Annotated in this window: 20 protein-coding genes; 6 read left to right on the top strand and 14 right to left on the bottom strand. The window is 40.7% G+C overall.

The window, feature by feature from the left end:
- The gene (locus AAEY94_RS15300; protein ID WP_101088722.1) at positions 1-357 is read right to left on the bottom strand and encodes a VanZ family protein; all 357 of its coding nucleotides are present in this window, start codon (positions 355-357) and stop codon (positions 1-3) included.
- Between the two features lie 336 nt (positions 358-693).
- Here AAEY94_RS15300 and AAEY94_RS15295 point away from each other — a divergent pair, with 336 nt between their 5' ends.
- On the top strand, positions 694-1179 hold the full coding sequence (locus AAEY94_RS15295; RefSeq protein WP_101088723.1) for a YajQ family cyclic di-GMP-binding protein: 486 nt from the start codon (positions 694-696) through the stop codon (positions 1177-1179).
- A gap of 272 nt (positions 1180-1451) precedes the next feature.
- On the opposite strand, the gene AAEY94_RS15290 is transcribed toward AAEY94_RS15295, so the two are convergent.
- The 5 genes from AAEY94_RS15290 to AAEY94_RS15270 all read right to left on the bottom strand — a co-directional run bounded on the left by AAEY94_RS15290 (position 1452) and on the right by AAEY94_RS15270 (position 6548).
- Positions 1452-2723 (bottom strand): GGDEF domain-containing protein, encoded by a 1272-nt coding sequence (locus AAEY94_RS15290; protein WP_192114334.1) that lies wholly within the window; start codon positions 2721-2723, stop codon positions 1452-1454.
- A gap of 412 nt (positions 2724-3135) precedes the next feature.
- On the bottom strand, positions 3136-4500 hold the full coding sequence (locus tag AAEY94_RS15285) for an AmpG family muropeptide MFS transporter (protein ID WP_101088725.1): 1365 nt from the start codon (positions 4498-4500) through the stop codon (positions 3136-3138).
- Between the two features lie 128 nt (positions 4501-4628).
- Positions 4629-4961, bottom strand: a complete 333-nt coding sequence (locus AAEY94_RS15280) for a hypothetical protein (protein ID WP_165872343.1) — start codon at positions 4959-4961, stop codon at positions 4629-4631.
- Positions 4962-5336: 375 nt separating this feature from the next.
- Positions 5337-5921, bottom strand: coding sequence for a peptidylprolyl isomerase (locus AAEY94_RS15275; RefSeq protein ID WP_101088727.1), 585 nt, complete (start codon positions 5919-5921; stop codon positions 5337-5339).
- Between the two features lie 60 nt (positions 5922-5981).
- Positions 5982-6548, bottom strand: a complete 567-nt coding sequence (locus tag AAEY94_RS15270; RefSeq protein ID WP_011638554.1) for a YajG family lipoprotein — start codon at positions 6546-6548, stop codon at positions 5982-5984.
- A gap of 281 nt (positions 6549-6829) precedes the next feature.
- On the opposite strand from AAEY94_RS15270, the gene AAEY94_RS15265 reads away from it, so the two are divergent.
- Both AAEY94_RS15265 and AAEY94_RS15260 read left to right on the top strand, forming a co-directional pair.
- Complete coding sequence (locus tag AAEY94_RS15265; RefSeq protein WP_350979180.1) at positions 6830-7855, top strand: DUF2804 domain-containing protein; 1026 nt, start codon at positions 6830-6832, stop codon at positions 7853-7855.
- Between the two features lie 265 nt (positions 7856-8120).
- The gene (locus tag AAEY94_RS15260; protein WP_350979179.1) at positions 8121-8999 is read left to right on the top strand and encodes a sterol desaturase family protein; all 879 of its coding nucleotides are present in this window, start codon (positions 8121-8123) and stop codon (positions 8997-8999) included.
- A gap of 30 nt (positions 9000-9029) precedes the next feature.
- On the opposite strand, the gene AAEY94_RS15255 is transcribed toward AAEY94_RS15260, so the two are convergent.
- The 6 genes from AAEY94_RS15255 to AAEY94_RS15230 form a co-directional block, all read right to left on the bottom strand.
- On the bottom strand, positions 9030-9803 hold the full coding sequence (locus AAEY94_RS15255; RefSeq protein ID WP_059744773.1) for a class I SAM-dependent methyltransferase: 774 nt from the start codon (positions 9801-9803) through the stop codon (positions 9030-9032).
- 187 nt (positions 9804-9990) lie between these two features.
- Entirely contained in the window at positions 9991-10932 is a 942-nt protein-coding gene (locus AAEY94_RS15250; protein WP_350979178.1) for a sugar kinase, read from the bottom strand.
- 2 nt (positions 10933-10934) lie between these two features.
- Complete coding sequence (locus tag AAEY94_RS15245) at positions 10935-12221, bottom strand: MFS transporter (RefSeq protein ID WP_101088732.1); 1287 nt, start codon at positions 12219-12221, stop codon at positions 10935-10937.
- Entirely contained in the window at positions 12218-12565 is a 348-nt protein-coding gene (locus AAEY94_RS15240) for a cupin domain-containing protein (RefSeq protein ID WP_162023764.1), read from the bottom strand. The genes AAEY94_RS15245 and AAEY94_RS15240 overlap by 4 nt, the downstream gene beginning before the upstream one ends.
- Positions 12566-12596: 31 nt before the next feature.
- On the bottom strand, positions 12597-14843 hold the full coding sequence (locus tag AAEY94_RS15235) for a heparinase II/III domain-containing protein (protein WP_350979188.1): 2247 nt from the start codon (positions 14841-14843) through the stop codon (positions 12597-12599).
- A gap of 32 nt (positions 14844-14875) precedes the next feature.
- A complete protein-coding gene (locus AAEY94_RS15230; RefSeq protein ID WP_350979177.1) occupies positions 14876-17167 on the bottom strand; it encodes a chondroitinase-B domain-containing protein in 2292 nt (763 codons plus the stop codon).
- Positions 17168-18009: 842 nt separating this feature from the next.
- Between AAEY94_RS15230 and AAEY94_RS15225 the strand changes: the two genes are divergently transcribed.
- Complete coding sequence (locus AAEY94_RS15225; protein WP_101088735.1) at positions 18010-18750, top strand: FadR/GntR family transcriptional regulator; 741 nt, start codon at positions 18010-18012, stop codon at positions 18748-18750.
- A 982-nt stretch (positions 18751-19732) separates the two neighbouring features.
- Here AAEY94_RS15225 and AAEY94_RS15220 read toward each other — a convergent pair.
- On the bottom strand, positions 19733-20911 hold the full coding sequence (locus AAEY94_RS15220; protein ID WP_335692411.1) for a methyltransferase: 1179 nt from the start codon (positions 20909-20911) through the stop codon (positions 19733-19735).
- Positions 20912-21242: 331 nt separating this feature from the next.
- Here AAEY94_RS15220 and AAEY94_RS15215 point away from each other — a divergent pair, with 331 nt between their 5' ends.
- Entirely contained in the window at positions 21243-21653 is a 411-nt protein-coding gene (locus AAEY94_RS15215) for a hypothetical protein (RefSeq protein ID WP_101088737.1), read from the top strand.
- 28 nt (positions 21654-21681) lie between these two features.
- Here the strand turns inward: AAEY94_RS15215 and AAEY94_RS15210 are convergent, their stop codons facing one another.
- Positions 21682-22164 (bottom strand): type II secretion system protein, encoded by a 483-nt coding sequence (locus AAEY94_RS15210; RefSeq protein ID WP_192114342.1) that lies wholly within the window; start codon positions 22162-22164, stop codon positions 21682-21684.
- 198 nt (positions 22165-22362) lie between these two features.
- Here AAEY94_RS15210 and AAEY94_RS15205 point away from each other — a divergent pair, with 198 nt between their 5' ends.
- Positions 22363-24183, top strand: coding sequence for an ABC transporter transmembrane domain-containing protein (locus AAEY94_RS15205; RefSeq protein ID WP_182744283.1), 1821 nt, complete (start codon positions 22363-22365; stop codon positions 24181-24183).
- Positions 24184-24413: the final 230 nt, after the last annotated feature.

The following is a 24413-nucleotide window of genomic DNA, read 5'->3' as shown; positions in this document are numbered from 1 at the left end:
TTAACGATTCGCTTTTAATTTACGGTACTTATTGATAGAAAAGTGCAATAAGTAAAATAATGCAATCCCGACAAAATCGGCAATGACATCGGCAGCTGATGCACTGCGGTAAGGTAAGCGAGATTGAATCAATTCAATTAACACTGCATAGGCTGCCAAAGAGGTACACAAAAAATACCAACGCGGTTTAAAAGCGTAATGTGCTAGATATGAAAGGGCTAAAAAACTGCCTAAATGGCCCACTTTATCCATATGGGCGAACGTTTGCGGGTAACTTGGTTTTGAAAAAACAAGATAGCTAGTCACTATCACAGCAACAACTAACGCAAGTTTAAAAATGTTTTTATAAGTGATCACGAGCGTAACATCAGCCTTGTGAAATGAGAATATCGCTAATAATAAGAAACCTGTTTAAAATTGTCACTAATTAACCTCTATAGAAAGTAACAATTGTTCAAAAAGGGCCGTTTTTACTATTGATAATGACAAACCCATAGTCGTAAAACTCAATAGAATGGGCGTTTTAACTACATTATCATTTAAAATAGCTGGTTAATGATATTTTGTTAATCAATGGGATATTAGCGCACGATAATCGGTTTAATAGAGCCTAAGTGTACTCCACTATCCTGTTAATGACTCCTAGTGTAAAATAGCCGTATATAAATGTGATGAATCAAAGAGGAAAGCAACATGCCATCTATGGATATTGTGTCGGAAGTTGATGAAGAAGAATTACGTAACGCGGTAGAAAACTCTCGCCGTGAAGTGGCTAGCCGATTTGATTTACGTGGTAAAGAAATTGAAATTGAATACAAAGACAACGTTGTCACGCTAAAAGCGGAAGATGATTTTATTTGTAAGCAGCTCGTTGATATTTTGCGTATTCAGTTGAGTAAACGCAACGTCGATCCGTCGTCAATGGAAGTCGATGACAAAGCGGTTCACAGTGGCAAAACCTTCAGTTTAAAAGTTAATTTTAAGCAAGGTATCGATTCACTGATTGCTAAAAAGCTAGTTAAAGCCATCAAAGACAGCAAGCTTAAAGTGCAAGCCGCTATTCAAGGCGACTCAGTACGCATCACTGGCAAAAAGCGCGATGACCTACAAGCGGTCATGCGTCTAGCCAAAGAATCAGAACTCGGACAACCATTCCAGTTCGACAACTTCAGAGACTAATCCTGAAGTGATAAATTCTCCACAGGCAAGTTCTGTAGAGACAAAAAGCCGATAAGGGAAACCCTATCGGCTTTTTTGGGAAGTAATGTTTGCGTTAGTTTGTTTTGCTTATATTCAATTTTGATTAGCGTACATTGTATGGGGGGACAACATCATGAATGACAATGTGTTCGACTCTGTAACAGATTCTGCATAGCTTCTTAGCATTGATAGGAGTCCATGACTAAATAGATACATAATAAATATTATCAATCGTTTCTTGCTCCAGCACGCTAGGTCATCAGTGCTTCTGATGCCGATAGATTTAACACTCTAATTGTATTCTTTCCTTGATTTTTGGCGATATAGAGGGCTTCATCTGCTTTAGATAATAGTTGTTTTGATAGATTTTTACTTACTAAGTTTTCAGCCCCTGAGCTCACCATCCCAAAAGAACATGAAGCACTAAATTGCAGTGTGCTTAGCCCAAATGTGGTTTCAAATATACTCTTTTTGATCCGTGCAACGATCTCATAAGCGTGCTGATCATCTAAGTCAATAAGTAGAAGAACGAATTCATCTCCGCCCAAACGAGCAAAGCAATCAATGGGGCGAATGTTCTCTTTGACAATAGTTGCGATTGCTTTGAGTAATTCATCTCCGTTTATATGTCCATAACTATCATTAATGGTTTTAAAATTGTCTATATCAAATATACATAGGTGTAATTTAATTGAATGGTTTCTCGACATTTTATTAATGGCTTCGGTCAAACGGAATTCAAAGTAGCTGCGTGAGAAAGCCTGAGTAAGATGATCATACATAAGACGATTATTTAACTGTCGCCTTTGCTCATAAAGATCGTCAATATGAAGGACTAGAATCCAAGCATTGCAGCATGTTACTAAAAAAGAACCAACCCATGTTAAGGGCGGCAGATCAATAACTTGTATTCCTGTTAAGGTATCAGCTACGCCAGTTACCATCCATATGCTCGTAGCCCCTAAAAGTAATTGCACTGTGCCAAGAGAATTATTTTTCTTTTTGTATTGACGCACATAGATCCGAGTAAGAATAACGATACAGTATCCTGCTAATAACAGTATCCAGATCCCCCACAGCTGGAATAAAGGACCAAATACCAGGCCGGTGTAATATGTTGAGGTGGCATAATACTCTTTGGCTAGAAAATATTGATTTGGTACCAAGGCTAGTAAAGAAAAGACGCCACATATGGCATAGCATAATTTGAGTAGCACAGGGGCTTTATATTCAAAGAATGCGACAAAGAAATGCAGGCCAATCACAATGGTGAACATTGCAGTAATGATGGTCACTCGGTTGGATATATTGAGATAATCGAGATTTTCAGAAGAATTAATGAGGATCGCAAAGGCTGCTAAAAAGACACTACTTAACAATGCTGATAGCGAAAAAATCAAGTAATAGTACACTTGTTCTTCGTGACGTGATTTCAGACGATGATATAGCAGCATGAAAAACAAGCTTAGAATAAAGCTGATGCTAGAGCAGACAATTAAAGGTAAGGAGTAAAGTTGAATCATTATTTATCCGTTCAAACACTATGATGCAGCGCTTTGTTGTTTTATCGTCTGAACCAAGCTGGTGTCCTAGTAGAACGCCCTCCACAAGTCAGTCAAAAATCTCTTAACCCTACACATATTTATCTGCTGAATATTACCATACAACAAATAGTCTTAAGGTAAACATATTTTTCATTTCAGCCAGTTGGGCGAGGCTTAGTGATAAGACCGATTTGAAGAGAGTACTGTCAAGTCTGTTTATCATTTCGGCTTTGTGATGAAACACTTTTTGATTAATAAAAACTGTGATTTAAAAATGCCATCAGATAAAGTATTACAAGGTTGTGTTGGTGTCGCTATGCTAATTTTAATCAAGTTAGGTTAGCTAAAAAGATGATTTTGCCACATCAGTAATTTTTCTATTACCTCACTTTTATTTTAAATTTTGGTTTTGCGATCGATTCACCAACACCACTAATAGCAACACCGGAAAGCCAATTAAACTCGCAGCAATAAAGAAATTGATGTAACCAAAAGCATCAACATACAAGCCCGAAAACCCTGCGATAAATTTAGGAAATAGTAACATTATCGAAGACAATAACGCATATTGTGTCGCACTATATCCACTGCTGGTTAAGCTGGACAAATAAGCGATAAACGCTGCGGTTGCGATACCAGCACTAAAATTATCTACCGATATGGCCAAGGTTAAAAACGGTACGTTATAACCAATATACGCCTGCCAAGCAAACAACAGATTAGTGACCGCGACTAATAAGGCACCCAAGAATAGAATCTTCATGGTGCCATAACGCATCAATAATACACCACCAAAAGCGGCGCCGACTAAGGTCATGATCAAACCATAGACTTTACTGATAAAAGCGATTTCTTCTTTGCTAAACCCGATATCAACATAAAACACATTTGCCATAATACCCATGACAATATCGGAAATGCGATAGCACGAGATTAACAACAAAATCAGAATAGCGCTTTTGCCATAACGCTTAAAAAAGTCAATAAAAGGCAATACGCTAGCGCTGTATAACCAGGCTAATGCCCCAGCGACTTTAGCAGGGTATTTGGCAGCAAACTCGGCTCTTAATAGGCGTTCTTTATCGTCAGCCTGTTTGGTATCGACCTGCGGTTCTTTGGCACATAACGTGGTAATGATACCAATGCCCATTAACATCGCCATGGCAAAGTAAGCTGTTTGCCAAGCTTCTAAGTTGTAAGCATCATCGCCAGGAGACACCCAAGCTGCAATGGTTAATGCGCCTGCTGTGGCAATGATCATCGCACTGCGATAACCGACTTGGTACGCTGCAGCAAGCGCTGCTTGCATTTTTTCAGGGGCGGATTCAATCCGAAAAGCATCAATGACAATGTCTTGGGTGGCGGAGGCAAATGCCAAAAGTAGGGCGCATAAGGCCAAACGTTCAAGATTGACCACTGGATCGCTAACAGACATACCGAGTATGGCGCCGACTAAGCACAGTTGTGCGAACAGCATCCATCCGCGTCGTCGTCCTAAAAAACGGGTAAAAAAGGGCAATGACATACGATCGACTAATGGCGACCACGCCCATTTAAATGCATACGTTAGTGCTATCCAGCTAAAATAACCAATCGCCGCTCGGTCGATGCCAGCTTCACGTAACCAAAAACTTAAGGTCGAAAAGACTAACATTAATGGTAAGCCGGCAGAAAACCCCAGCAAGAGTAAAATAAATACTCGTTTGTGGTAGTAAACCGATAACGCTTCACGGGTACGAGACAAGAAAACCGACATAAGACAACTGGATAAAGGAGAATGGCTCTAGCTTATGTTGCAAGGGGTTTAGGTTCAAGCCATTCTAAAAGATTATTCAGTCAGTTTGAGGTTAAATTAGCATTCAGAGCAGATTTAAGATAATCGCCTTAAGGTCTGATACCAATACAACTTTGTGGCACATTGCCGCCAATATTAATGTAGTCGCAACATTCATGAACTTGCTGGCGTAAGTATTGGTTGCCTTTAATTGCCCAACCAGACCAATGATCGAAGCAATACAACAAGTGCCAAAACACTTTCTCGGTATCGCTAGGTTGTTCGGCTAATTGGATGGGATTATTTGATATAAATTGCCACTCTTCCAGCACATCCCACATATAGAGCTGTATCTCTTGGTAATCTAATTGGTTATTTAAAAAAGCTTTACCAAAATAGGCAAGTTGTGGTGCTTTTGTTTCAATAAAATCATTAGCCGTCATCATAATTGCGTCCTTGAATATTCGAAATGCGGTTGCGAAGAATTGCGCAGCTAACTAGGTGAATGGGTCAAATAGAGTATAGACGTTAATTTAGCTGTCGATAGTCAAAAGCTTAAAAAAGTGTCGATTCAGTCATTCAATAGTGCTATTTAGTTGATTTATCAGCTAGTAAAAATGTATAGGGTAACAATTTATGACGTCACAATATTGAGCAAGTTTGGACCAATTAATCGAGCTAAAACTGGTTGAGATAATATTGACCGAGATAAGACTGACCGAGATAAGACTGGCCAATATGACATTGTTGGAGACAACATAAATGCCGATGGCATGCATTAACATGACCATCGGTAGGTATAGGCGATTAGTGGGATATTAGCGAGGCAGTAGAGTCGCTTTTTTCAACATGACAGTATTAACCGGAAAATCGGGCCAATTTAGGGTGGTGTTATGTTCAGTTGGTACCAATGAAATGGCTTCTAATATATCCATCCCCTGAGTCACTTCACCAAAAACGGTATAGCCCCAACGACGTTTAGAAGGGTCTAATTTTTTATTGTCACCTAGGTTGAAGTAAAACTGACGTGTTGCTGAATGAGGATCGTTATCTCGAGCCATGGCAATTGTGCCAAGGGAGTTTGATAAACCATTACCTGACTCATTTACAACAGGCTCTAGCGAAGGGCGTTCTTCTAATTTAGTGGTTAACCCGCCACCTTGCACCACAAATTCGGCAATCACACGATGAAAAATAGTATTGTCATATTCGCCTTTAACCACATAGGTTAAAAAGTTATCTACGGTAAGCGGTGCACGAGTGCGATCTAACTCAACCACTATTTTCCCCATAGAGGTGTCCAACTCTACTTGCGGATATAAAGTGTCTTTTTGAATGTCGACCGCAGCGTTGGAACTTAAGCTGGTCAATAACAGTAGGCAAGTGGATAACCATTTCAACATAATGTGACGTCCTTTTTTATTGGCATCTCTCGATGCCAATACCTGATAAAGCGGGTTGGATTAACGTTGAATAAATTGGTGTAACTCTTCATCGTTAAGAATTTCAGTGGTGAGCTTATCAACGAGTTTGGTGATATCTAATTCAAGGGTGGCAAAATCTGGGCTTAACGGGCCTTTTAAATAGCCATTAGCGTTATAGGATTTGGTGAACTCTTGTTGTGAGTTTTTAGCCAATACATTGATAACTAAACGTGTTTTTGATTCGTAACTGAACGTGGTATCCGTGACGTCAGCTAACAAGTAATTTAGCTGAAACTGCACTGAATTGCGTGCGGCAGGGTCAATAACATAACCGGCTTTGTTCATGCCATTACGGAACAGTGTATCCAACTGTTGACGGATGGGCTCACTGGCGCTGACTAATCTTGGTGATTTGCCTTCTTCATTAAAGCGCACCACAAAGCTTGCTTCGCGAGTATCGATGGTGTCGACCAGTACAGGGAAATCGACTTCAGTTTGTAACTGAATCGGACCCAGCGTGGGATTAAGACCAACATGAGTCGGTTCATAACTTGCGCAAGCCGATAACAATAATGTAGACAGTAAAATAGGGATCAATAACTTCATGAGACAACAATAACCAGTAAAAGGTAGATAAATGATACCAGAATTTGTCTGGGTTTCCAGTATCGCTAAGGTTATGTTGTTATAAAGAGAACTAGAGTGATGCCCATTACAAGTTATGCAGGCGTCATCACTTATTAATATCTGGTTTTAACGTCATTTTAACGTCATTTTAATGGGATAATACGGCAACCATATACTTGGTTATTGACATTAATGACTGATCAATTCAGGTTAGTGATATGTAACTTAAGTTTGATAAACAACATGATGTAGGTAATGTAATGCAACATAAACAGCCGCAATTGGCTCCTGATAAATTGATTAATGTCAACGGCCAGCCTGTGTTTGGCATTTTTGATGGGATTGTTGATTCACTCAATGTTAATCAGTTTGCTTATTCGACGGTAATGGACAAGCCTGCATCGGCAATGGCTAAGTACTTTGATTTTAAACAATTCCAATTCGTTAGTATTATCACTCCTCATTATATTATCGCCCTGGCGATTGCCGATATTCGTTATGTCGCCAATGGTTTTTGCTACCTTTATGACATTAAAACTAACAAGCTGACACAAACGCAATGGCTAACGCCATTCGGGTTTGGCTGCCAGCTAAGTGACTCTCCTAAGCGTGGGCGCGCCGAAATTGGCCGTAAACACAAAGGTATTGTTATCAATATTGTCGACGGACAATGGCAAGTCGAGATTAACCTTGCAGACATACAAGCCAATTTACGTATTCAACCTGCGCCGTTGAGTTTACCCATCAGTTTGTGTACCCCAACGGGTTATAACGGTTGGACCTATACTCAAAAGCACAATGGCTTGGCCGTAACAGGGCAATTAACTATTCATCATGAACCGCAGCCTTTACAATATGCGCTTGCAGGTTATGACTTTTCGGCTGGGTTTATGCGCCGCGAAACCAGTTGGCGCTGGGCTTCAATGAATGCCAAAACTGACGCCGGGATTATTGGGTTGAATTTAGCCGCTGGCGTTAATGAAACGGGTCAAACAGAAAATGTGATGTGGATAAATGGCCAACGCCATATACTGGGCGGGGCACAGTTTGATTTTAATCGACACTCACAACAAGATGTGTGGCATATCACCACTAATGATGGCAATGTCGATTTGCATTTTAGGCCGTTAAATCAACGCAGCGAAAAGCTCAATTTAATCTGGTTAAAAAACAACTTTAGACAATACATTGGCTACTTTAGCGGAGTGATTTGCGACAACAATGGTAATCAATATAAGTTAACTAACCAGCTAGGATTAACAGAAGATCATTTTGCCAAATGGTGATGACGATTAACGGTGTCGACTAGATTAGTGACCTTTTTAGTCTATGGCTTATTAAAAACGGCCTATTAAAAATGGCCTATTAAAAACGGCCTATTAAAAATGGCCTATTAAAAACGGCCTATTAAAAACGGCCTATTAAAAACGGATTATTAAAGCGGTTTACTCAAATGGGTTTCGCCAAAAGAGCACTTTGATTAGGAACCAGAAATAGTGAACCACTAGTACAAACATTGACTCAATAATAATAAATAGAAATGGATAACATATGGACATGGATTTACTGATAGCTCACCCAGAGTGGTTATTACTGGTGTTAGCCCCGATTTTTTTCGGCTGCATTTTACTGGAATGGTGGTTTGGTGTTCGCGCCCAGCGATTACCGAGTAATGCTCAATATCGTCCTGCCGAAGTATTGTGTAATTTTGTATTGGCTGGCATGCATCAAGTGGCGGATATTATCGCGGGCTTATTGATTGCAACGATCTACTTACACTTTTTTGGCTGGCGCTTATTTGATATCGAAATGACATTATTCACTTTTGGTTTATTGCTCATTGCGCAAGACTTTTGTTATTACTGGTTTCATCGCGCTAGCCATCGTATCCGTTGGATGTGGGCTGCACATGTGGTGCATCACAGCTCAGAAAACATGAACTTCAGCACCGCCTTTAGACAAAGCTTAATGTACCCGTTGGCAGGCATGTGGTTGTTTTGGTTACCGCTGGTGGTGATTGGCTTTGATCCTAACTGGGTGGTGTTTGCGGTGTTGCTCAACCTTGGATTGCAGTTCTTTGTTCACACTCAAGCGATTAAATCGTTAGGACCGTTAGAATTGATTTTCAATACACCGTCCCATCATCGTGTGCATCATGGACGTAACCCACAATATATCGACAAAAATTATGCCGGTGTGCTGATTATATGGGACAAAATGTTTGGTACGTTTGAGCCTGAAAATGAAACTGTGGTGTACGGTATTACCAAACCGGTAAACAGTTTTAATCCGTTAGTGGTAACGTTTAGTGAATGGCGCGACATGTGGGGTGATGTTACCCAAGCGCAATTATCGCTAACACAACGTTTACGGATATTATTTGCACCGCCTTCAACACATCAACAGTCATCCACTAAAACCGATATTTGAGCCCGCTGTAAACAAGCTTCAGGCTAGTACTTATCCCACTTTACTTGCTTTAATAGAGTAAATAAGTGGGATGAGGTGGTCTTGATGTTTTAGCTGGTAACCTTTGCCTACCACAAACTCCAAACCTTCAACGCAGTTGTAGGGACTGTAAGGGTGTTCGTTAAACGCTTCGATACTGAGTCCTGCACTAATAAGTGCGCTAATAACTTCGCTTATCGGATGCGGCCAAGTGACTACCGTTTCAATTTGGTCGTTGTGGTTTTCGGTGTAGGTGACTTCATCTTCGATATCCGGTTGTGTCTGTGGAAAGTAGCCATAACCACACAGCACATCATTAAAAGGGTGGAACTCAACCAAATGAAATTCACCGCCTGGACGTAATGCTCCTGCAATGGTTTGCGCCCAGCGAGTTAAATCGGGTAACCAAGCTAACACCCCATAAGAGGTGAATACGATGTCATATTGCTCGGTATTGTGATCACCAAATTGATAGATGTCATTGTTGATGAATGTTGCTGGTAAGTGTAATTGAGCAGCCAGCTTTTTTGCAGTTGCAATCGATTCGCTTGATAAATCTACGCCAGTGACATTGGCGCCAAGCCTTGCCCACGATAAGCTGTCTTGTCCAAAGTGGCATTGTAGGTGCAACAGGCTTTTGTGGTGCACATCGCCGACTTGTTCAAGTTCAATGGGGTTTAATGATGACTTACCTTGGATAAATGCCTCTAAGTCATAAAATGTTGAGTCGAGGTGGATTTGGGTTCGCTGGTTCCATGCGTGTTTATTGATGGCTAAATAGTCCATGTTCAATGTCTTCTTATTGCTTTAATAGGGTAAATTATCGAAATGATTCAGTAATATTACTTGTTTTGAAGCTAAAACACGAATGGCTCAACAGGCGATATATTACTTTTTCTTAGCAAATAAAAAGGCTTGATAACTCAGTGTTATCAAGCCTTTTTACAAGCGACAAAAGATGACTCTTTAGCTGTTATTGCATCATTAATTTTTGACGTTCAATAAATTGATGAAACTCAATTTTAGGTGCAATGGCACCTTTATGTTGGATCACAAATCCTGCTGCTTGAGAGGCTAATTTTATCGCTGTGCTGATATCTGCGCCAGTTAAGCGTGCGCCTAAATACACCCCGTTAAATGAGTCACCCGCTGATGTGGTGTCGACAACATTCGTTACTGGTGTGATTGAGAAATGCTGTTGCTGGCCATTAATCAGATAATTAATGCCGTTTTCACCATTTTTTATCACCAGCTCGTTAATGTCGTAAGGCTGGCAGAACGCAATAATGTCTTCAACGGAGCTAATACCGTAAAGTTGATTAAAGTCATCAACACCTGGCAGTACGACATCGGCCACACTAAACGCAATATCAAACTGTGCCTTTGCCTGGTCTGGACTGTGCCACATTCTTGCGCGGTAGTTAGGGTCAAATACAATACTGACACCTGCTTGCTTGCATTGTTTAATCAGTAACCAAAATGCGTCGCGATCTTCTTCATTAATTACTGCTAAAGAAATGCCCGAAAAAAACACCATATCTGCCTGAGATATTTTACTGATGGCTGCATCGTCAATAAATTGCATGATTTGCTTGGCGGCTGAATCGTTGCGCCAGTATGTAAAGCTGCGCTCGCCTTTACTGTCGGTTTGTATTGCATACAGACCGGCAATTTTGTCGGTGCTTTGAAAGACCATATCAGTATTAATTTTTTCATCTTCAAAGCGCTGCAACATGGCCTGGCTAAAACTATCTTGGCCAATGGCTGTGACTAGGTGGGTGTTAATATCACTAAAGGTGCGTTTAAGGTAAACCCCAGTGTTATACACGTCACCAGCAAAAGATTGCTGTAAACTGGTGGCCGTTACACGCTGTAATTCGACCATACACTCACCAAATAAATACAGACTCTTCACGGTTATGCCTTCCTTTTTACCGGTTCAATTTTTCCGCCTAACCACAACGAAATTAATGCTAGTGGAACTAACGCCGCACCTAAAATAAAGAATGGCGTATAGTCACCGCCTTTGGTCATCATTGGCACTAATTGGATGGTGATAATTACACTTAATACTGCCGATGTACCACTAATACCAGCTAAGGTTCCGACAGTTTTACCGGAGAAGTAATCACTTGGTAATGTTTGAACGTTGCCAATAGCGGTTTGAAAACCAAATAAGATAAGCGCTATAAGGCCCATTGCCATCCAAGGCGTTGCAGCAAGAGATGTCAGTAACAGTGCTGGCAGCATAACCATACAACCTAAGACAATTGCACTACGACGGGCTTTATTCACCGACCAGCCTCGGCTCATCAAGTGGCCACTAAACCAGCCACCAAATAATGCTCCGATGGCAGCTCCGACATAAGGTAACCAAGCAAATGCGCCAATTTGTTTAACATCAAAGCCAAATTTTTCGTTTAAATACAATGGTAGCCAAGCAACAAATAACCACCAGATAGGGTCGATAAAGAAACGTGCTGCAATCACTCCCCAAGTTTGACGGTGGCGTAATAACTGTCCCATAGTGGGCACGTATTCTTTGTCCTGTTGTTTTTCTGAAGTGCATCGTTGTCCGGTTAAGATATGTTGGCGTTCTTCTTCAGTGATCCATGGATGTGAGTCTGGTGATGATTTATAAACAATCAACCAAGGTAAAATCCAAAGAATACCCAAACTACCAATGACGATAAAGGTTGCCTGCCATCCTAAAAAGGCATACAAAAAAGCAATTAATGGTGGGGCGATAATCGAGCCTAAAGACGCACCAGCATTGAAGATGCCTTGTGCTAGAGCGCGTTCTTTAATCGGAAACCATTCAGCATTCGCTTTGGTTGCGCCAGGCCAGTTACCCGCTTCACCTAGCCCGAGCATGGCTCTAAAAATAGCAAATGAGGTAACGCTTGCTGCAACAGCATGGAGGGCGATTGAGACCGACCACACTACAATGGATAGTAAAAAACCTAAGCGTGTACCAATAGCATCAAATATCTTACCAAAAAGAGACTGACCAATTGCGTATGAGATCATGAACACCGTAATAATGTTGGCATAATCACTTTTATCTAAACCTAAATCTTCTGCAATGCCTGGCCACATAATGGCAAGGGCAGATCGGTCGATATAGTTAATGACAGTAGCGAGTGCCACTAAGCTGACAACAAGCCAACGTAGGTGCTTCAATTTAAGGGGAACTTTTTTCATGCTAAACCCTCAACAAAATCTTCTCTAGCCGGGCTAAAGGTATCAATTAAAATGCCGCCAGTTGGGCAAACTGCACCATGGTCTACATGAGGTGGCACAAAGAAACTGTCTCCAGCCGTTAGCACCTTAATCACGCCATCGACATTGACATGAAACTCACCTTCTACCACATAAGATACTTGTGAATGGCGATGAGCATGCACATAGCCTTCTGCTCCCTTATCAAACCAAATCTTTACTGCCATGAGTTCATGATTAAATCCAAGCATTTGGCGCTTTAACCCTCCGCCAATATCTTCGATTTCTGTTTGTTCCCCAAATGAAAAATGTTCACTTTGCTGCATGGTGTTTATTCCTTTTTATTTTAATTTTGTGTTACTTGAATTCTTTAATGTCTAATAATTCGGCGCGTCCGCTAAATGGGTATTGCACCCCATTGACGCTAATGACACTTTGAGTTTCTTGAGTCACAGCGATATCTGCGTGGTTGATTGCTAATAGATATTGTTGTCCATCGGTAAAGCGTATTTGCACCGCTTCTAGATCAGCTTGTTGATGATGAATCAGCTCAGCAATACTGCTGGTGGCTTCTAAGGTGTATTCTTTTGATGGGTTGTACTCGCCGTGTGGCTCCATCACGCTGACATAAGTATGATTAGTAGCATTCACTCGGTGAATGAACGACTGCTGTTGGCGTAAGTTCATATCCGGATCGTTGGCACCCAATTGGGTGAATAACATTTGCTCGTCAGTGGCGTTGTTAAAGTTAGTATTAACTAACGTGCTAAGGGTATAAAAATGGCCGTTATCATTTAACCAAGTGACTTTAGCCAGTTTATTAGCGGCTTTGTCTTTGGCTAGGTTAGCAGTTGCTAACAACCATAGATGTTGATAACCATTTTCGGTACCCAAAGCAGACAATTGAGTCAAGGATGCCTGTCTGTCAAAGTTGGTATCGATTAATTGCCCTTGATAATGCACGGGTAAGTCGTATTGATGTGGCTTGTTAGCTGTAACACGCATTATATCGATGCCAATTACCGCATCACGTTGCTTGATGTTGACTAAGGCGAGAGTGCGCTTAAATGCGACATCATCATAAGCGGTATCGATAGAAGCCGACGCGATGGTGAGGTCTTGCTTTGCTGAGTAGAAGTGTAATGTAGGGTTATTTTTGTTAGCCGCTTTAAGCTTGCCATTAAAATGACTTTTCTCGTCAACAATTAAAGTGTTATGGGCAATGGTTTGTTTAGCCCATGATTCATTTTCAGGTAAATAACGGCCACCAAATTTTGCCTCAACATTTAGAAAACGTGCAGCGCCATAATCGGATACGATTTCATTACCAGCATCGTAAAACTGCCAGGTTAACTTATCAAAATGGCCATGACCTAAACCTTGCGCAGTCGCTTTAAATACAATGGCTTGGTCGGTTGCTTTACCTTGACGCATAACCACTAATGCACCGTCATCACCTTGTTGGCCATCACGGAATAATGTCGAAACGAATGGAAAGGGCTGTTGTAGTTTATTGTCTAACCCTTGTGCAACTTTAAGCCCATCACCCGTTAATAAAATATTGTGTTGTTGCTGTGCAATATCTAATAAACGTGGATCGCCGTTGAGACCATAAGCAATGGCGACGCCGTTGACGAGTTCAATAGTGTCGATGCCTTTGCTTTTAATCGCATCGTTAAGGGGAAAAAACAGCTGGTTATAACTGAGTTCAACTGTGCTGGTAATGGCTTTAAGTAAAATACCGTCACGGTATTGAAAAATCTTACGCTGCGGTTCGTTTTGCTCAATAGCTTTAGCAAACGTCACAAATGGCATTAATGCATAACGTTGATAATATGGCCCTTCATTGTAATAACCGTCTGGTGAAAACAATTCGTCCAACTGACGCATAAAACCGCCTTTTTTGGCGAGATTTAAGTCGTATAAAGCACGTTCAACCCAAAGTGGCTTATCGAGTACATATCCGCTCATGCCAACCGCAGCAGTGGCCCAAGTGCCGTGGTTATGAACTTTATTAAAGGTGTGCGGCGATTGTTCTGACAAAAAGAGTGCAGCGGGTATTATTGCACCCGTTTCGATGGTATTACGTTCTGCAGGTGTTAACGCATCATAGATAAAGTCGTACGCCTGAATGGTGTGTACCAACCAAACTGCTTCATTGAGTCCTTGCCAGAAAAGTTTACCTTCATTGTTACTTTTACGCATAGGGTGCAAAGGTAGCGTTGGGTAAAGTGTGGCATATTGCAACAGCATGTCTTTAACGTATGTGGCATATTTTTTATCACCAGTCAGCTGATAAATAATGCTCGTGTCATACATTTGTTGGTAATTACTTTTGTGTTTTTCGTGGGTATAACCACCACCGGCATCTCTGGGTACTGGTACTTCAATTGGCTGAACCAGTCCTTTATCGACACTATTCTGTGTGGCATTGAAAGCATTTTGAAATGTCCCAGGTTGAGTGATGGCTTGTTTCATGGCTGCCACATCTTGCTGGTTTATGACTAAGTTTGGATGTTGCGCAGCCATAACGGGTAATGAAATAGCGCACGTCATTGACGCCAATAGCGCTATTTTTCCTACTTGCTTAATGACACGCGTCATCGGGCTTACGCCTGCGGCTATATTGAAGTTATTCATAATTTTTGCACTTTATTATTGTTGATATCTGCAGTGTGTTTACCTATTGCAACTAACTCCGTTACTTGTGGGCTAGGTGTATTAGTAAACTGATTATGCGTAATGCGGGTTTGTGGTTCACCGACGGTGTGAACAACAATAATAGCGGCACTGTCGTTAAATTTATTGTGCTCTATTTGGCTCATTTGAACCCCATGTAACTTCAGTGACGCGCCTGTTTTATTGCGCTTACCTTGACCGACTTTAGTGAACACATTGTTGGTTACCGATACATGGGGACCAAAGGTACTCTCATCCGTTCCACCGCGGTATACCGAGGCAATAGCACCTTCAATATCGTCAAACTGGTTATTGTCCAATATGAGGTATTCGGTGTTATAAATTCCTAGGTCGTCGGTTTCTTTGTCGAGGCGAAATAAATCCCCGCTAATATGGCGGAACTGGCTATTGCTGACATTAATACTATCTGCAAAGGCGCGACTGCCCGAATCGAAAAAGTGAAATGAATGATTCACATTGAGTTGCTCAACAATGCTGTTTGTCATTTCAAAACGATAATTCGTTAACATGCCCCATTTGCGGGTTCTTACCACGCTATTACCGGCAGCGTCAGGGCTATTTAAACCCGTAATGACTAGACCATCGAGTTGCAAACTACCATTGTCTTGAATTTCAAATAGACTAGGGCGTTCAAAGCTGATTATTGCTTGGTGAGCATTAGCGGCTTTAAAGCTTAACGTTTTGTTGATCGCCAGTATTCTGCTGATGTTATATTTGCCATCACTGAGTAATAAAATATCGCCTGGTTGAGCTCGTTCAACTGCGCTTGCTAATTCATCGTCACTGGCGCTAACCTTGATGGTGTTGCCAGATTGAAATGCGACAGTAGGCTCTGCTTTTGGATACCAAGATGTGCCGGTATCTTGCTTTAATGTAGGGGTCAGTTTTTTACTGGCACCATATGCTGCAAAATTTTCATCACTTGGGTATAACAAGCCATTAGCAGCGCGTTTCATGGTGATATCTTGTGAACGAATACCTTTAGCCATGAATGGGCTTAACGTTTTGGTCGCAAAATTACTCAGGTTGTCGTTAAAGCTAAGTCCGCTAATATCATCGTATAAAGTAAATGGCGCGGTTGGGCTAATAAACAGATTGTGGTTTAATTTACTGTCTAGTGGCACTGCTGAACGTTCGCTGTCACTGCCCGCGGCCAGCTCAATATGGTCAAGATTAATAAAGCTGTTGTTATTAACATTGGCGTTAACCACCTGATGATAGCGATTAATTGATGAATTTGGCACGCCATTCATAATAGTAAAACCACTGCCAAATCGATTGCCGGTTAAGCCTTCTAGATAGTTGTTAGTAATGGTTTGATCGCGGTTAATCACGCGGATCCCGCCAGTATGTTCAACGCCATTACCCAAAAACACATTACTATCGATAATATTACCGTTACCGTGCCTTAAGGTTAATGTGCCTCTTGATTCATAAAATACGTTATTTTGAATACGGTTTTTACCCGATTTGACTGAAATAATTTCGACTTCGCCATCGCAGCGATCAAAATAATTATTTTCAACCACGGTAAAAGAATCCGTTAGTGAGTAATGGCTGGTGCCAATTCTGAGGGTTTCGCCACCATTAGAGCCTAAGATTGGGCGAGGACCAAAATAGTTATGATCAATTCGGTGATGGTTTTGCTGGCTGTTCTCACTGTCTAAACGCACCGCAACAGTTACGCCAACATTGCGTTTACCAACAAAGTGGTTGTGATCAAGTCGGTTATTTTGTCCATATAAGCTGACCCAATAATCAGACTCTTGGCGATCTAGATTGCTGTAGTTATCGATAACCACTTCGGTTACTCGTGAGTGATTGGCTAACTGAGTTTTACTTTTACGAAAAGCAATAACTTCATTACTTGGCGTAGAGCCATTTTTAAATACTAGCCCCGATACCTGTAAATATTCACCAGCCAGTTTAAGGTTCGATTGGCCAGACAGGATCACTTTACCTTTAGTTTCGGCAGTTAATTCAATAGGCGCATTGGCGGTGCCTGTCGCCATAAACAACACTTCAAAATTTTGCCATGTACCATTTTTTAAAATGATTTTATCGCCAGGCTCAACCAGCTTTAGTGCTTGTTTGTACTCAGCCTGGGTAGTCACTAAGCGATCTTTTGCCTGCACATAGATTGATGGGATGCAAAGCATTAATAAGACTAACAACTGCGTGAATAACCAATGCCTTGACGATGACGTATTGTTATTTGAATGATTCATCTAGTCTCTCGTTTAATACTGTTAAAATGATATCCCCATGGCTACATTAAGTAGTTATCAAGGGGGAAAGGCTCAAAATTACTTTTTCACCTTAGAATTCGTTAGCGCCATAACGTGAATAATCAGCAACTGTGGTGTTATTTTTATTGGGAATTATTTTGAGTTTACCCAACATTTTCATGACTTTGAAACAACATGACAAGAAATTTGCCACTGTAACGTTAGCCAAAAAATTGAGGTCGTCCACTGTCATGCGCATCGTGATAAGAGCTGTCTGGAAATGGTAAGGTATTTGGCTGGATGTCACTCTCACGGTATTGCTAAGTAAGCGTAACCGTAATTAAGCGTAGCCTAGTCCAATTACCTAGCATTTAAGAGACTGTGACGTGCTGTTATTGACTCGTTTGTCTCTGTTGCACGTTCATGATTGCTTAATAGAGATATTAGTGCCGCGTCGTAAATTGCTGATCTTGATTGCGACTTTAATCCTGTTAATCTCAAAGTATTGCTTGTCTTGATAAATTTCACGTTAACCTCCCCAGATTAGTTGATTTCCTTTTCTTTACGTACACACACAAAGTCTAAATTATTCTGTTAATGGATTATTTGTGCTTGAATAGAAACTAACCAATCATTAAGATTATGTCAATAAATTGTTTTACCAATTACTATGATTTTACATTTTTAGTTTATTACCAATATTTTTAAAGGTATGACAATGTGCTATTATTTCTATATTGAGATTAACATAACATGTAATTTAGTTGTTTGCTGCTAAGGTATTAACCGATAATATGTCAGCATTAACCAGTAAATTGGTTTTACTTTTCGAAGGAAGGTATATGAAAAACCGTCGTTTATTTTGGCGAATAGTCGATACGATTGAAGCCGCTATCGCCAGTGGCGAGTATCCGGTAGGCAGTCGTTTACCCCCAGAGCGTGAGCTTGCTGAAAAGTTTGAAGTAAGCAGGCCAACCATTCGTGAAGCTATTATTGCACTAGAAGTGCGTGAAAAAGTGGAAGTGAAAACGGGTTCTGGCGTGTACGTGGTTGACCATCAGCAAAAACCGGTAGCGGTGAATAATGTTAACGCATTTGAATTAACCCAAGCACGTGCTTTAGTTGAAGGTGAAATAGCTGCTTTAGCAGCAAAAACCATTACTGCAGAAGAACTTGAAAAACTCCATGACACATTAGTAATGATGAAAGATATGCAAAATGTCGAAGAGGCAGACGAGCTGTTTCATCAGATCATCGCATATTCTACTCGTAACGGCGCGTTGATAAATTTGTTTGAAAACATGTGGGCGCTGCGTTCATCAAGTAATGAAATCATTGAAGATTATAATATTGTTTGTAGCACAGATAATAATAAAACCTTAGCAGAGCATACCGCAATTTATCAGGCATTATCACTGCACGATGCCGCTGAGGCTCGTTTAGCAATGCATAAGCATTTTAATCGCTTAATCAATGTATTGTTTGATAAATTAGAACAGCAGGCATTAGAAGAAGTACGCCGCAAAAATAGTGCTAATCGCGACTTGTATTCAATTGAGAGTTTAGTAAAAACAAAAGGTTAATGCTTTTTAAGCGTATTAGCTCATTGCGATAAAATTAACGTGCCGACACTTAAGTGTTAGCGCGTTTTTTATGGTTTTTTATGAGTAATGTTATGAGGGATGTTGACCATAATATCGGTAACGATGACTTCATGATTTCAACTGCCAGCTTGAGATAACAAGCAATTTAGTTAACGCCATCAATAATCCTATCCCCAATACAATGATGTGTCGCATTTTCAGCGGCCACTTTAGCTATTTTGTTACGTGACTTGTTTCTTGCGCAATGGAGTTGCAACATTCCACATAAATGGCGACCAATTAAAGCAACTTGGTTAGGGGCCGCTGATCTTCATGGTCAACTTACACAGAAAAGAGGCTGTTAAATTGGTCTTTCAAAAAACATAAAAAACCACTATTAACTTTAATATTATTGCAGAAAATTAGCTTGATTGTTTATTACAGCGGCTATTCTACCTAGGGAAATATGATTGAGTTCTATTGTTAACGCCATTTATACCCAGTTTGGTAATGTTATTAGAGGTGTTTTTTATGCTTTCGTGTTAACCAATTATGTTTTCTTGGTAATGCCTGATGTGGATTGTTAAGGCACAGATTGGCGTTCGTCATAAGGTCATTGTGTCTATTTATCATTGTATTCATTTATCATAGAGGCTATTGATGCCTCGTTATTGCCAACGAGTGCTCAAATCAATGCGGCATATAGTTATTTATTCAAGGGATATGCACATCTACAAGCTATTTGCTTTTCGTCACAACAAACCAGAGCTGTATCGCCGTTTACACTGATGAATGTTCAGTGGTTATTGGTGTCCGTTAATGTGAGTGTTCGAGATAAATAAGGTGTAGCGAGTTGCAAATACATACGAGTGAAGGGCTGCACATAAATTGTGTCGGCCCTCGCTCGTTACTATCAATATTGGTGTAGTTTTATATGCAGGGCCATGTAGGGGAACATGACCTTAGTACCTCATTCATGGCATTATTTTATCGCTTGTAAAATGACAAACTTACCATTAGAGGCAACAGTGGTGCAGTTTTTAAAAATACGGTTTATTTTAACGTGGTAGGCTAAATGTCGATTACCAACGATATGTAATAAACCGCCTTTTTTTAGGCGCTTATGTGCATCAACAAACATTTGCCAAGCGATATGGTCGGTAATGGCTTCACCTTGATGAAACGGAGGGTTACATATCACTAAATCTGGTTCAACATCAGCTGGTAAATTACTCAGGCAATCGTCCCAATGGAAAAAAGCTTGTGACGTTTGTTCAGTTTGAGGATCTTGGGATTGAAGATCTTGAGATGGAGTATCTAGCGCGTTCGCTTGCCAATTATGCTTTGCCGAGGCGATGGCCATATCAGAATCATCCACAAAGTGGATTTGCGCATTGGGATAACATTGCTTGGCGTGTAATCCTAAAATACCGTTACCACAGCCTAAGTCTATAATGTGGTTGAATTCACCTTTGGGCATGTTGTCGAGCATAATCCTTGCGCCAATATCGAGCTTATTGGCAGCAAATACATTCGCAAGGTTACTGATAGTGAGTTTTAGCTCATCGACATTCCAATTCACGGCTTTTGCTAATGGCCGTTTTTTCCCATCGCTAATACAGCTAATTACTCGTGTTTTTTTCCACGCTAAACTGGCGGATGCGGGACCTAGATTTTTTTCAATACTGGCCAATAATGCTGGATTGATTGATTTGGCTTTAGCACCAATCAGTATTTGGGTTCCCGCAGGAAGCACCGTTGATAAACGCGCAAGCTGCTGGCCAAAATAGTGTAGATTTTTTGGTAACTTCATCAGCACTAATTGAATATTTTTTGGCAACGTTTCACGGCTATTTAGCCAATGTATGTTGGTTGGTGCGAGTTTGTTGTGTAATAAATTTTGCTGATAACCTAATAGGCTGGTTTTAGCATCCGTTTCGACAAGCAATTCACTGTGTGGATGTTGCATGGTTAATGCACACGTTAGTGCCCCAAAGTTGTCATTAAGAATGGCGGTTGTGGTTGCTGTTATTTCGGTGTCGATTAAGTACTTTACTAGGTGTTCATCAGCGGCATCCCATGCTTGTAAGTTTGATGCTTGTTGGCTTGGATAACGAAAAAGCTCAAGCTCTATACCTGAACAAGCAAATTGGGTTGTCATAACGGTGTTACCTAATAAAAAAGAATATCGATAAAATAGCCCGATATTATCTCAGATAACACTTACTAGCGCGAGGCTTAGGCTTAAACAAGTTGATAAGGGGAATTTTGTGGAGTGGCGCTAGTTTTATTGAATATCAAAGTTTCTCTGTTTAACTCGTGTTAAACGACATGTTGAATGTAGGATACAGAACAAGATGATATTGATTGTTAACTTTGAAACTAAAACCTAATATCACGAACATGATTGTACTGCAGAGATGATTGCTATTAATTGTACGGTTCAGTAACATCAATATATTGACTTAAGATAATGGTTTCAAGGGATATTGATGAAAGGTGCTGGTGGAACGTCAGGTGGAATGGGTCAGTTCTTTATTGGGCTAGTGATGATGTGCGGTGGCTTTTATATGCTATTAAATGCCATTAAAGTGACAAGCTCATTTGGCTTTAGCAGCCATTTATATCAGCTGGGTGGCTTTGGGCTTACCAGTGGAATGGTGATGATACCCTTTATGTTTGGTGTTGGACTGATGTTTTATAATGGCAGAAACATACTTGGGTGGTTACTGACATTTGGCTCGTTAGTGGCATTGATTTTTGGCGTGATAAGCTCGATTAATTTTAGATTTTCTTACATGAGTGCATTTGATTTAATCGTTATATTGGTACTTTGTGTGGGGGGTATAGGGTTGTTTTTACGTTCGCTAAAAGCGATTGAAAAACGTTATCCTGAGTCTTAATGTTATGGTTTTTTAAACCCATTGATGTCTAACATCCGCTTGTTTGAACATCTATAACAGGTCGTGCGGTGGCTGATGTTACTTGCCTGTAACGTAAATAACATGCAGCAACGCCCGCATCCTCTTTAATGACACCATGCCAATATACCCATGCAGTTATAGGCAACGTACTTTTGCGTTGTTGCCAATCACCTTCGGGAATATTCATTAGCATTGCAATACCAGCGGCAGTTCCATCGGGATAGCCATAAGCTAAGTTAACATTGACCCCATCAATATTAAGCGTCGTAGTCGCAAGTCTTTCTACACCAGCAATAGCGGCTTTTGAATAGGTTAACGTTGCAGCTGATTGCATTGCTGTTTCCATTCCTACCATGGTAGATACAATTGCATCTTTGCGTAAGCTAATGAATTTACTGCTCGCGACAACGGCCAATAAGGCCAAAATAATAATCACAACAACCAACTCTATTAATGTAAAACCGTGCGATGGTCTTATATTATTTCTCATACTATTTCTCATACTATTTCTCATACTATTTCTCATACTATTTTTCATCTTATTGCTCATGCTATTTTTCATGTTAATTTTTTAGTCGATACTAGCATCATTTTTTCGGCGGTCGTAATCCTGCTGTGCCGGCGCCTTATTGTTAAGGCATCTACAATGTTGTGTTTTATTGGTACTATCAGAATATCTTAGTTATATATGCTGGTTAATACTGTGACGAATCCAACGACGACTTCAACTGAGTCAATATCTTCTGCTAAACCTCCTTTAAAACATTCTGTTCTACCTTGGATTTTACAATTTCTGTCTCCTTATCGTATGAAAGTAGTGGCGGCGATTGTATTTCTGTTTATTGGATCGCTGGCATGGTTATCGCTTGGCCAAGGTGTTCGGTTAATGGTCGATGAAGGATTTATTGCCGATAATGCAGGGCGATTGAATGAGATCATGTTGTTTATTATTGCTATTACAGCAATCAGTGGAACTGCGGTTTTCTGTCGTTTTTATCTGATGACTTGGCTTGGCGAGCGGGTCAGTGCTGATATTCGGTTACAGGTTTACAATCATTTATTATCGTTATCGCCAGCTTTTTTTGCGACTCAGCGTACCGGTGAGGTTATTTCACGTTTTACGGCAGACAGTACCTTGTTACAAAGCGTTGTCGGTTCAAGTTTATCTATGGCGTTGCGTTCAAGTGTGACCGTGATTGGTGGCATCGTTATGATGGCGTTTACCAGTGTTAAGTTGACAGCATTAGTGTTGTTAGCCGTTCCTTTGGTATTAGGCCCGGTGATCTTTTTTGGCCGAAAAGTCAGAACCTTGTCGCGTAAAAGTCAAGATAGGGTAGGCGATCTTGGTGCTTATATTGATGAAACCTTACATGAAATTCATACCGTGCAAGCGTATACCCACGAGGCTAAAGACCGCCAGCTATTTGCTGACAGAGTCGAGGCGGTAATGGATGTGGCTAAAGGCCGTATTATGTATCGTGCGCTGCTTATTTCAACGGTAATGTTTTTAAGCATTGCAGCAATTGCTTTTGTTACATGGATTGGGGCGCAAGATGTGATGTCTGGCAGTATCACCGGTGGTGAGCTGTCTGCATTTATGTTTTATGCCGTGATGGTTGCAGGTGCTGTAGCGACCATCAGTGAAGTGTTTAGCGAAATACAACGCGCCTCTGGTGCGGCTGAACGTTTAGTTGAATTAGTCAAAACGCCCGTTGATATACCTCAGCAAGTTGTACCAAATAAGTTATTGTTGCCTGTTAATGGCTTGCTCAGTTTTGATAATGTGTGCTTTGCTTATCCATCTGATCTGGGTCAAGACGTGATCCGCCAATTGTCGATGGACATTGCACCGGGAGAGCGAGTCGCGTTAGTGGGCCCAAGCGGTGCAGGCAAAAGCACCTTATTTGAACTGATGATGCGTTTTTACCAGCCTAAACAGGGGCGGATATTATTAGATGGTATTGATATTTCGACGCTGTCGTTGGCAGATTTACGCCAACAGTATGCTCTTGTGCCGCAAGAGTCGGTGATTTTTGCCATGAACGTACTCGATAATGTGCGTTATGGTCGCTTAGATGCCAGCGATGAAGAGGTGAAGCAGGCTTGTATTGCGGCTAAAGCGGATGAGTTTATTCGCGAATTTACTGATGGTTATTCGACTTACTTAGGTGAACGTGGTGTGCGTTTGTCGGGTGGGCAAAAGCAACGTATTGCAATCGCAAGAGCGATTCTTGCTGACAGACCAATATTACTACTTGATGAAGCGACGAGTGCGTTAGATGCGATAAGCGAAATCAAAGTAAAACAGGCCCTCGATTCACTTATGGCCAAACGTACCACTGTGATTATTGCCCATCGTTTAGCTACCGTGATCAATGCAGACCGGATTTTCGTGATAGATAAAGGACAACTTATTGCCAGTGGTACTCACAACGAATTAATGGCAAGTAATGAGCTATATCGCGAATTTGCCAGTTTACAGTTATTGATGGATAACGAGCCGTCATAATGGTTACTGCTTGGTGCAGTGAGCGTGTCGTTGAGAAATAAAAAAAGATGCCGAAGCATCTTTTTTATTTTCGAATCAATTAACTGTTTCAAATGACATTAATCGCAGTTTGATAAGCAGTTATTGCTCTGCATTGAGGTTAGTTGCATAGCTTTTTAAGCAAGATAATATCTACTCTACTAGCGCAGTTTTTTTCTTGCTTGTGAAGTTCTTACTTACGTAGCTCTTAT

Origin of the sequence: Shewanella sp. AC34-MNA-CIBAN-0136 (genome assembly GCF_040309945.1) — a bacterium.
Classification (GTDB): Bacteria; Pseudomonadota; Gammaproteobacteria; order Enterobacterales; family Shewanellaceae; genus Shewanella.
The sequence above is the reverse complement of the archived record's forward strand: the minus strand, read 5'-3'. Positions and strand labels throughout refer to the sequence as shown.

Coding starts and splice junctions, on each gene's coding strand:
- AAEY94_RS15295 (WP_101088723.1), top strand. CDS start 694: ATGCCATCTATGGATATTGTGTCGGAAGTTGATGAAGAAGAATTACGT.
- AAEY94_RS15290 (WP_192114334.1), bottom strand. CDS start 2,723: ATGATTCAACTTTACTCCTTACCTTTAATTGTCTGCTCTAGCATCAGC.
- AAEY94_RS15285 (WP_101088725.1), bottom strand. CDS start 4,500: ATGTCGGTTTTCTTGTCTCGTACCCGTGAAGCGTTATCGGTTTACTAC.
- AAEY94_RS15280 (WP_165872343.1), bottom strand. CDS start 4,961: ATGACGGCTAATGATTTTATTGAAACAAAAGCACCACAACTTGCCTAT.
- AAEY94_RS15275 (WP_101088727.1), bottom strand. CDS start 5,921: ATGTTGAAATGGTTATCCACTTGCCTACTGTTATTGACCAGCTTAAGT.
- AAEY94_RS15270 (WP_011638554.1), bottom strand. CDS start 6,548: ATGAAGTTATTGATCCCTATTTTACTGTCTACATTATTGTTATCGGCT.
- AAEY94_RS15265 (WP_350979180.1), top strand. CDS start 6,830: ATGCAACATAAACAGCCGCAATTGGCTCCTGATAAATTGATTAATGTC.
- AAEY94_RS15260 (WP_350979179.1), top strand. CDS start 8,121: ATGGACATGGATTTACTGATAGCTCACCCAGAGTGGTTATTACTGGTG.
- AAEY94_RS15255 (WP_059744773.1), bottom strand. CDS start 9,803: ATGGACTATTTAGCCATCAATAAACACGCATGGAACCAGCGAACCCAA.
- AAEY94_RS15245 (WP_101088732.1), bottom strand. CDS start 12,221: ATGAAAAAAGTTCCCCTTAAATTGAAGCACCTACGTTGGCTTGTTGTC.
- AAEY94_RS15240 (WP_162023764.1), bottom strand. CDS start 12,565: ATGCAGCAAAGTGAACATTTTTCATTTGGGGAACAAACAGAAATCGAA.
- AAEY94_RS15235 (WP_350979188.1), bottom strand. CDS start 14,843: ATGACGCGTGTCATTAAGCAAGTAGGAAAAATAGCGCTATTGGCGTCA.
- AAEY94_RS15230 (WP_350979177.1), bottom strand. CDS start 17,167: ATGAATCATTCAAATAACAATACGTCATCGTCAAGGCATTGGTTATTC.
- AAEY94_RS15225 (WP_101088735.1), top strand. CDS start 18,010: ATGAAAAACCGTCGTTTATTTTGGCGAATAGTCGATACGATTGAAGCC.
- AAEY94_RS15220 (WP_335692411.1), bottom strand. CDS start 20,911: ATGACAACCCAATTTGCTTGTTCAGGTATAGAGCTTGAGCTTTTTCGT.
- AAEY94_RS15215 (WP_101088737.1), top strand. CDS start 21,243: ATGAAAGGTGCTGGTGGAACGTCAGGTGGAATGGGTCAGTTCTTTATT.
- AAEY94_RS15210 (WP_192114342.1), bottom strand. CDS start 22,164: ATGAGAAATAATATAAGACCATCGCACGGTTTTACATTAATAGAGTTG.
- AAEY94_RS15205 (WP_182744283.1), top strand. CDS start 22,363: ATGCTGGTTAATACTGTGACGAATCCAACGACGACTTCAACTGAGTCA.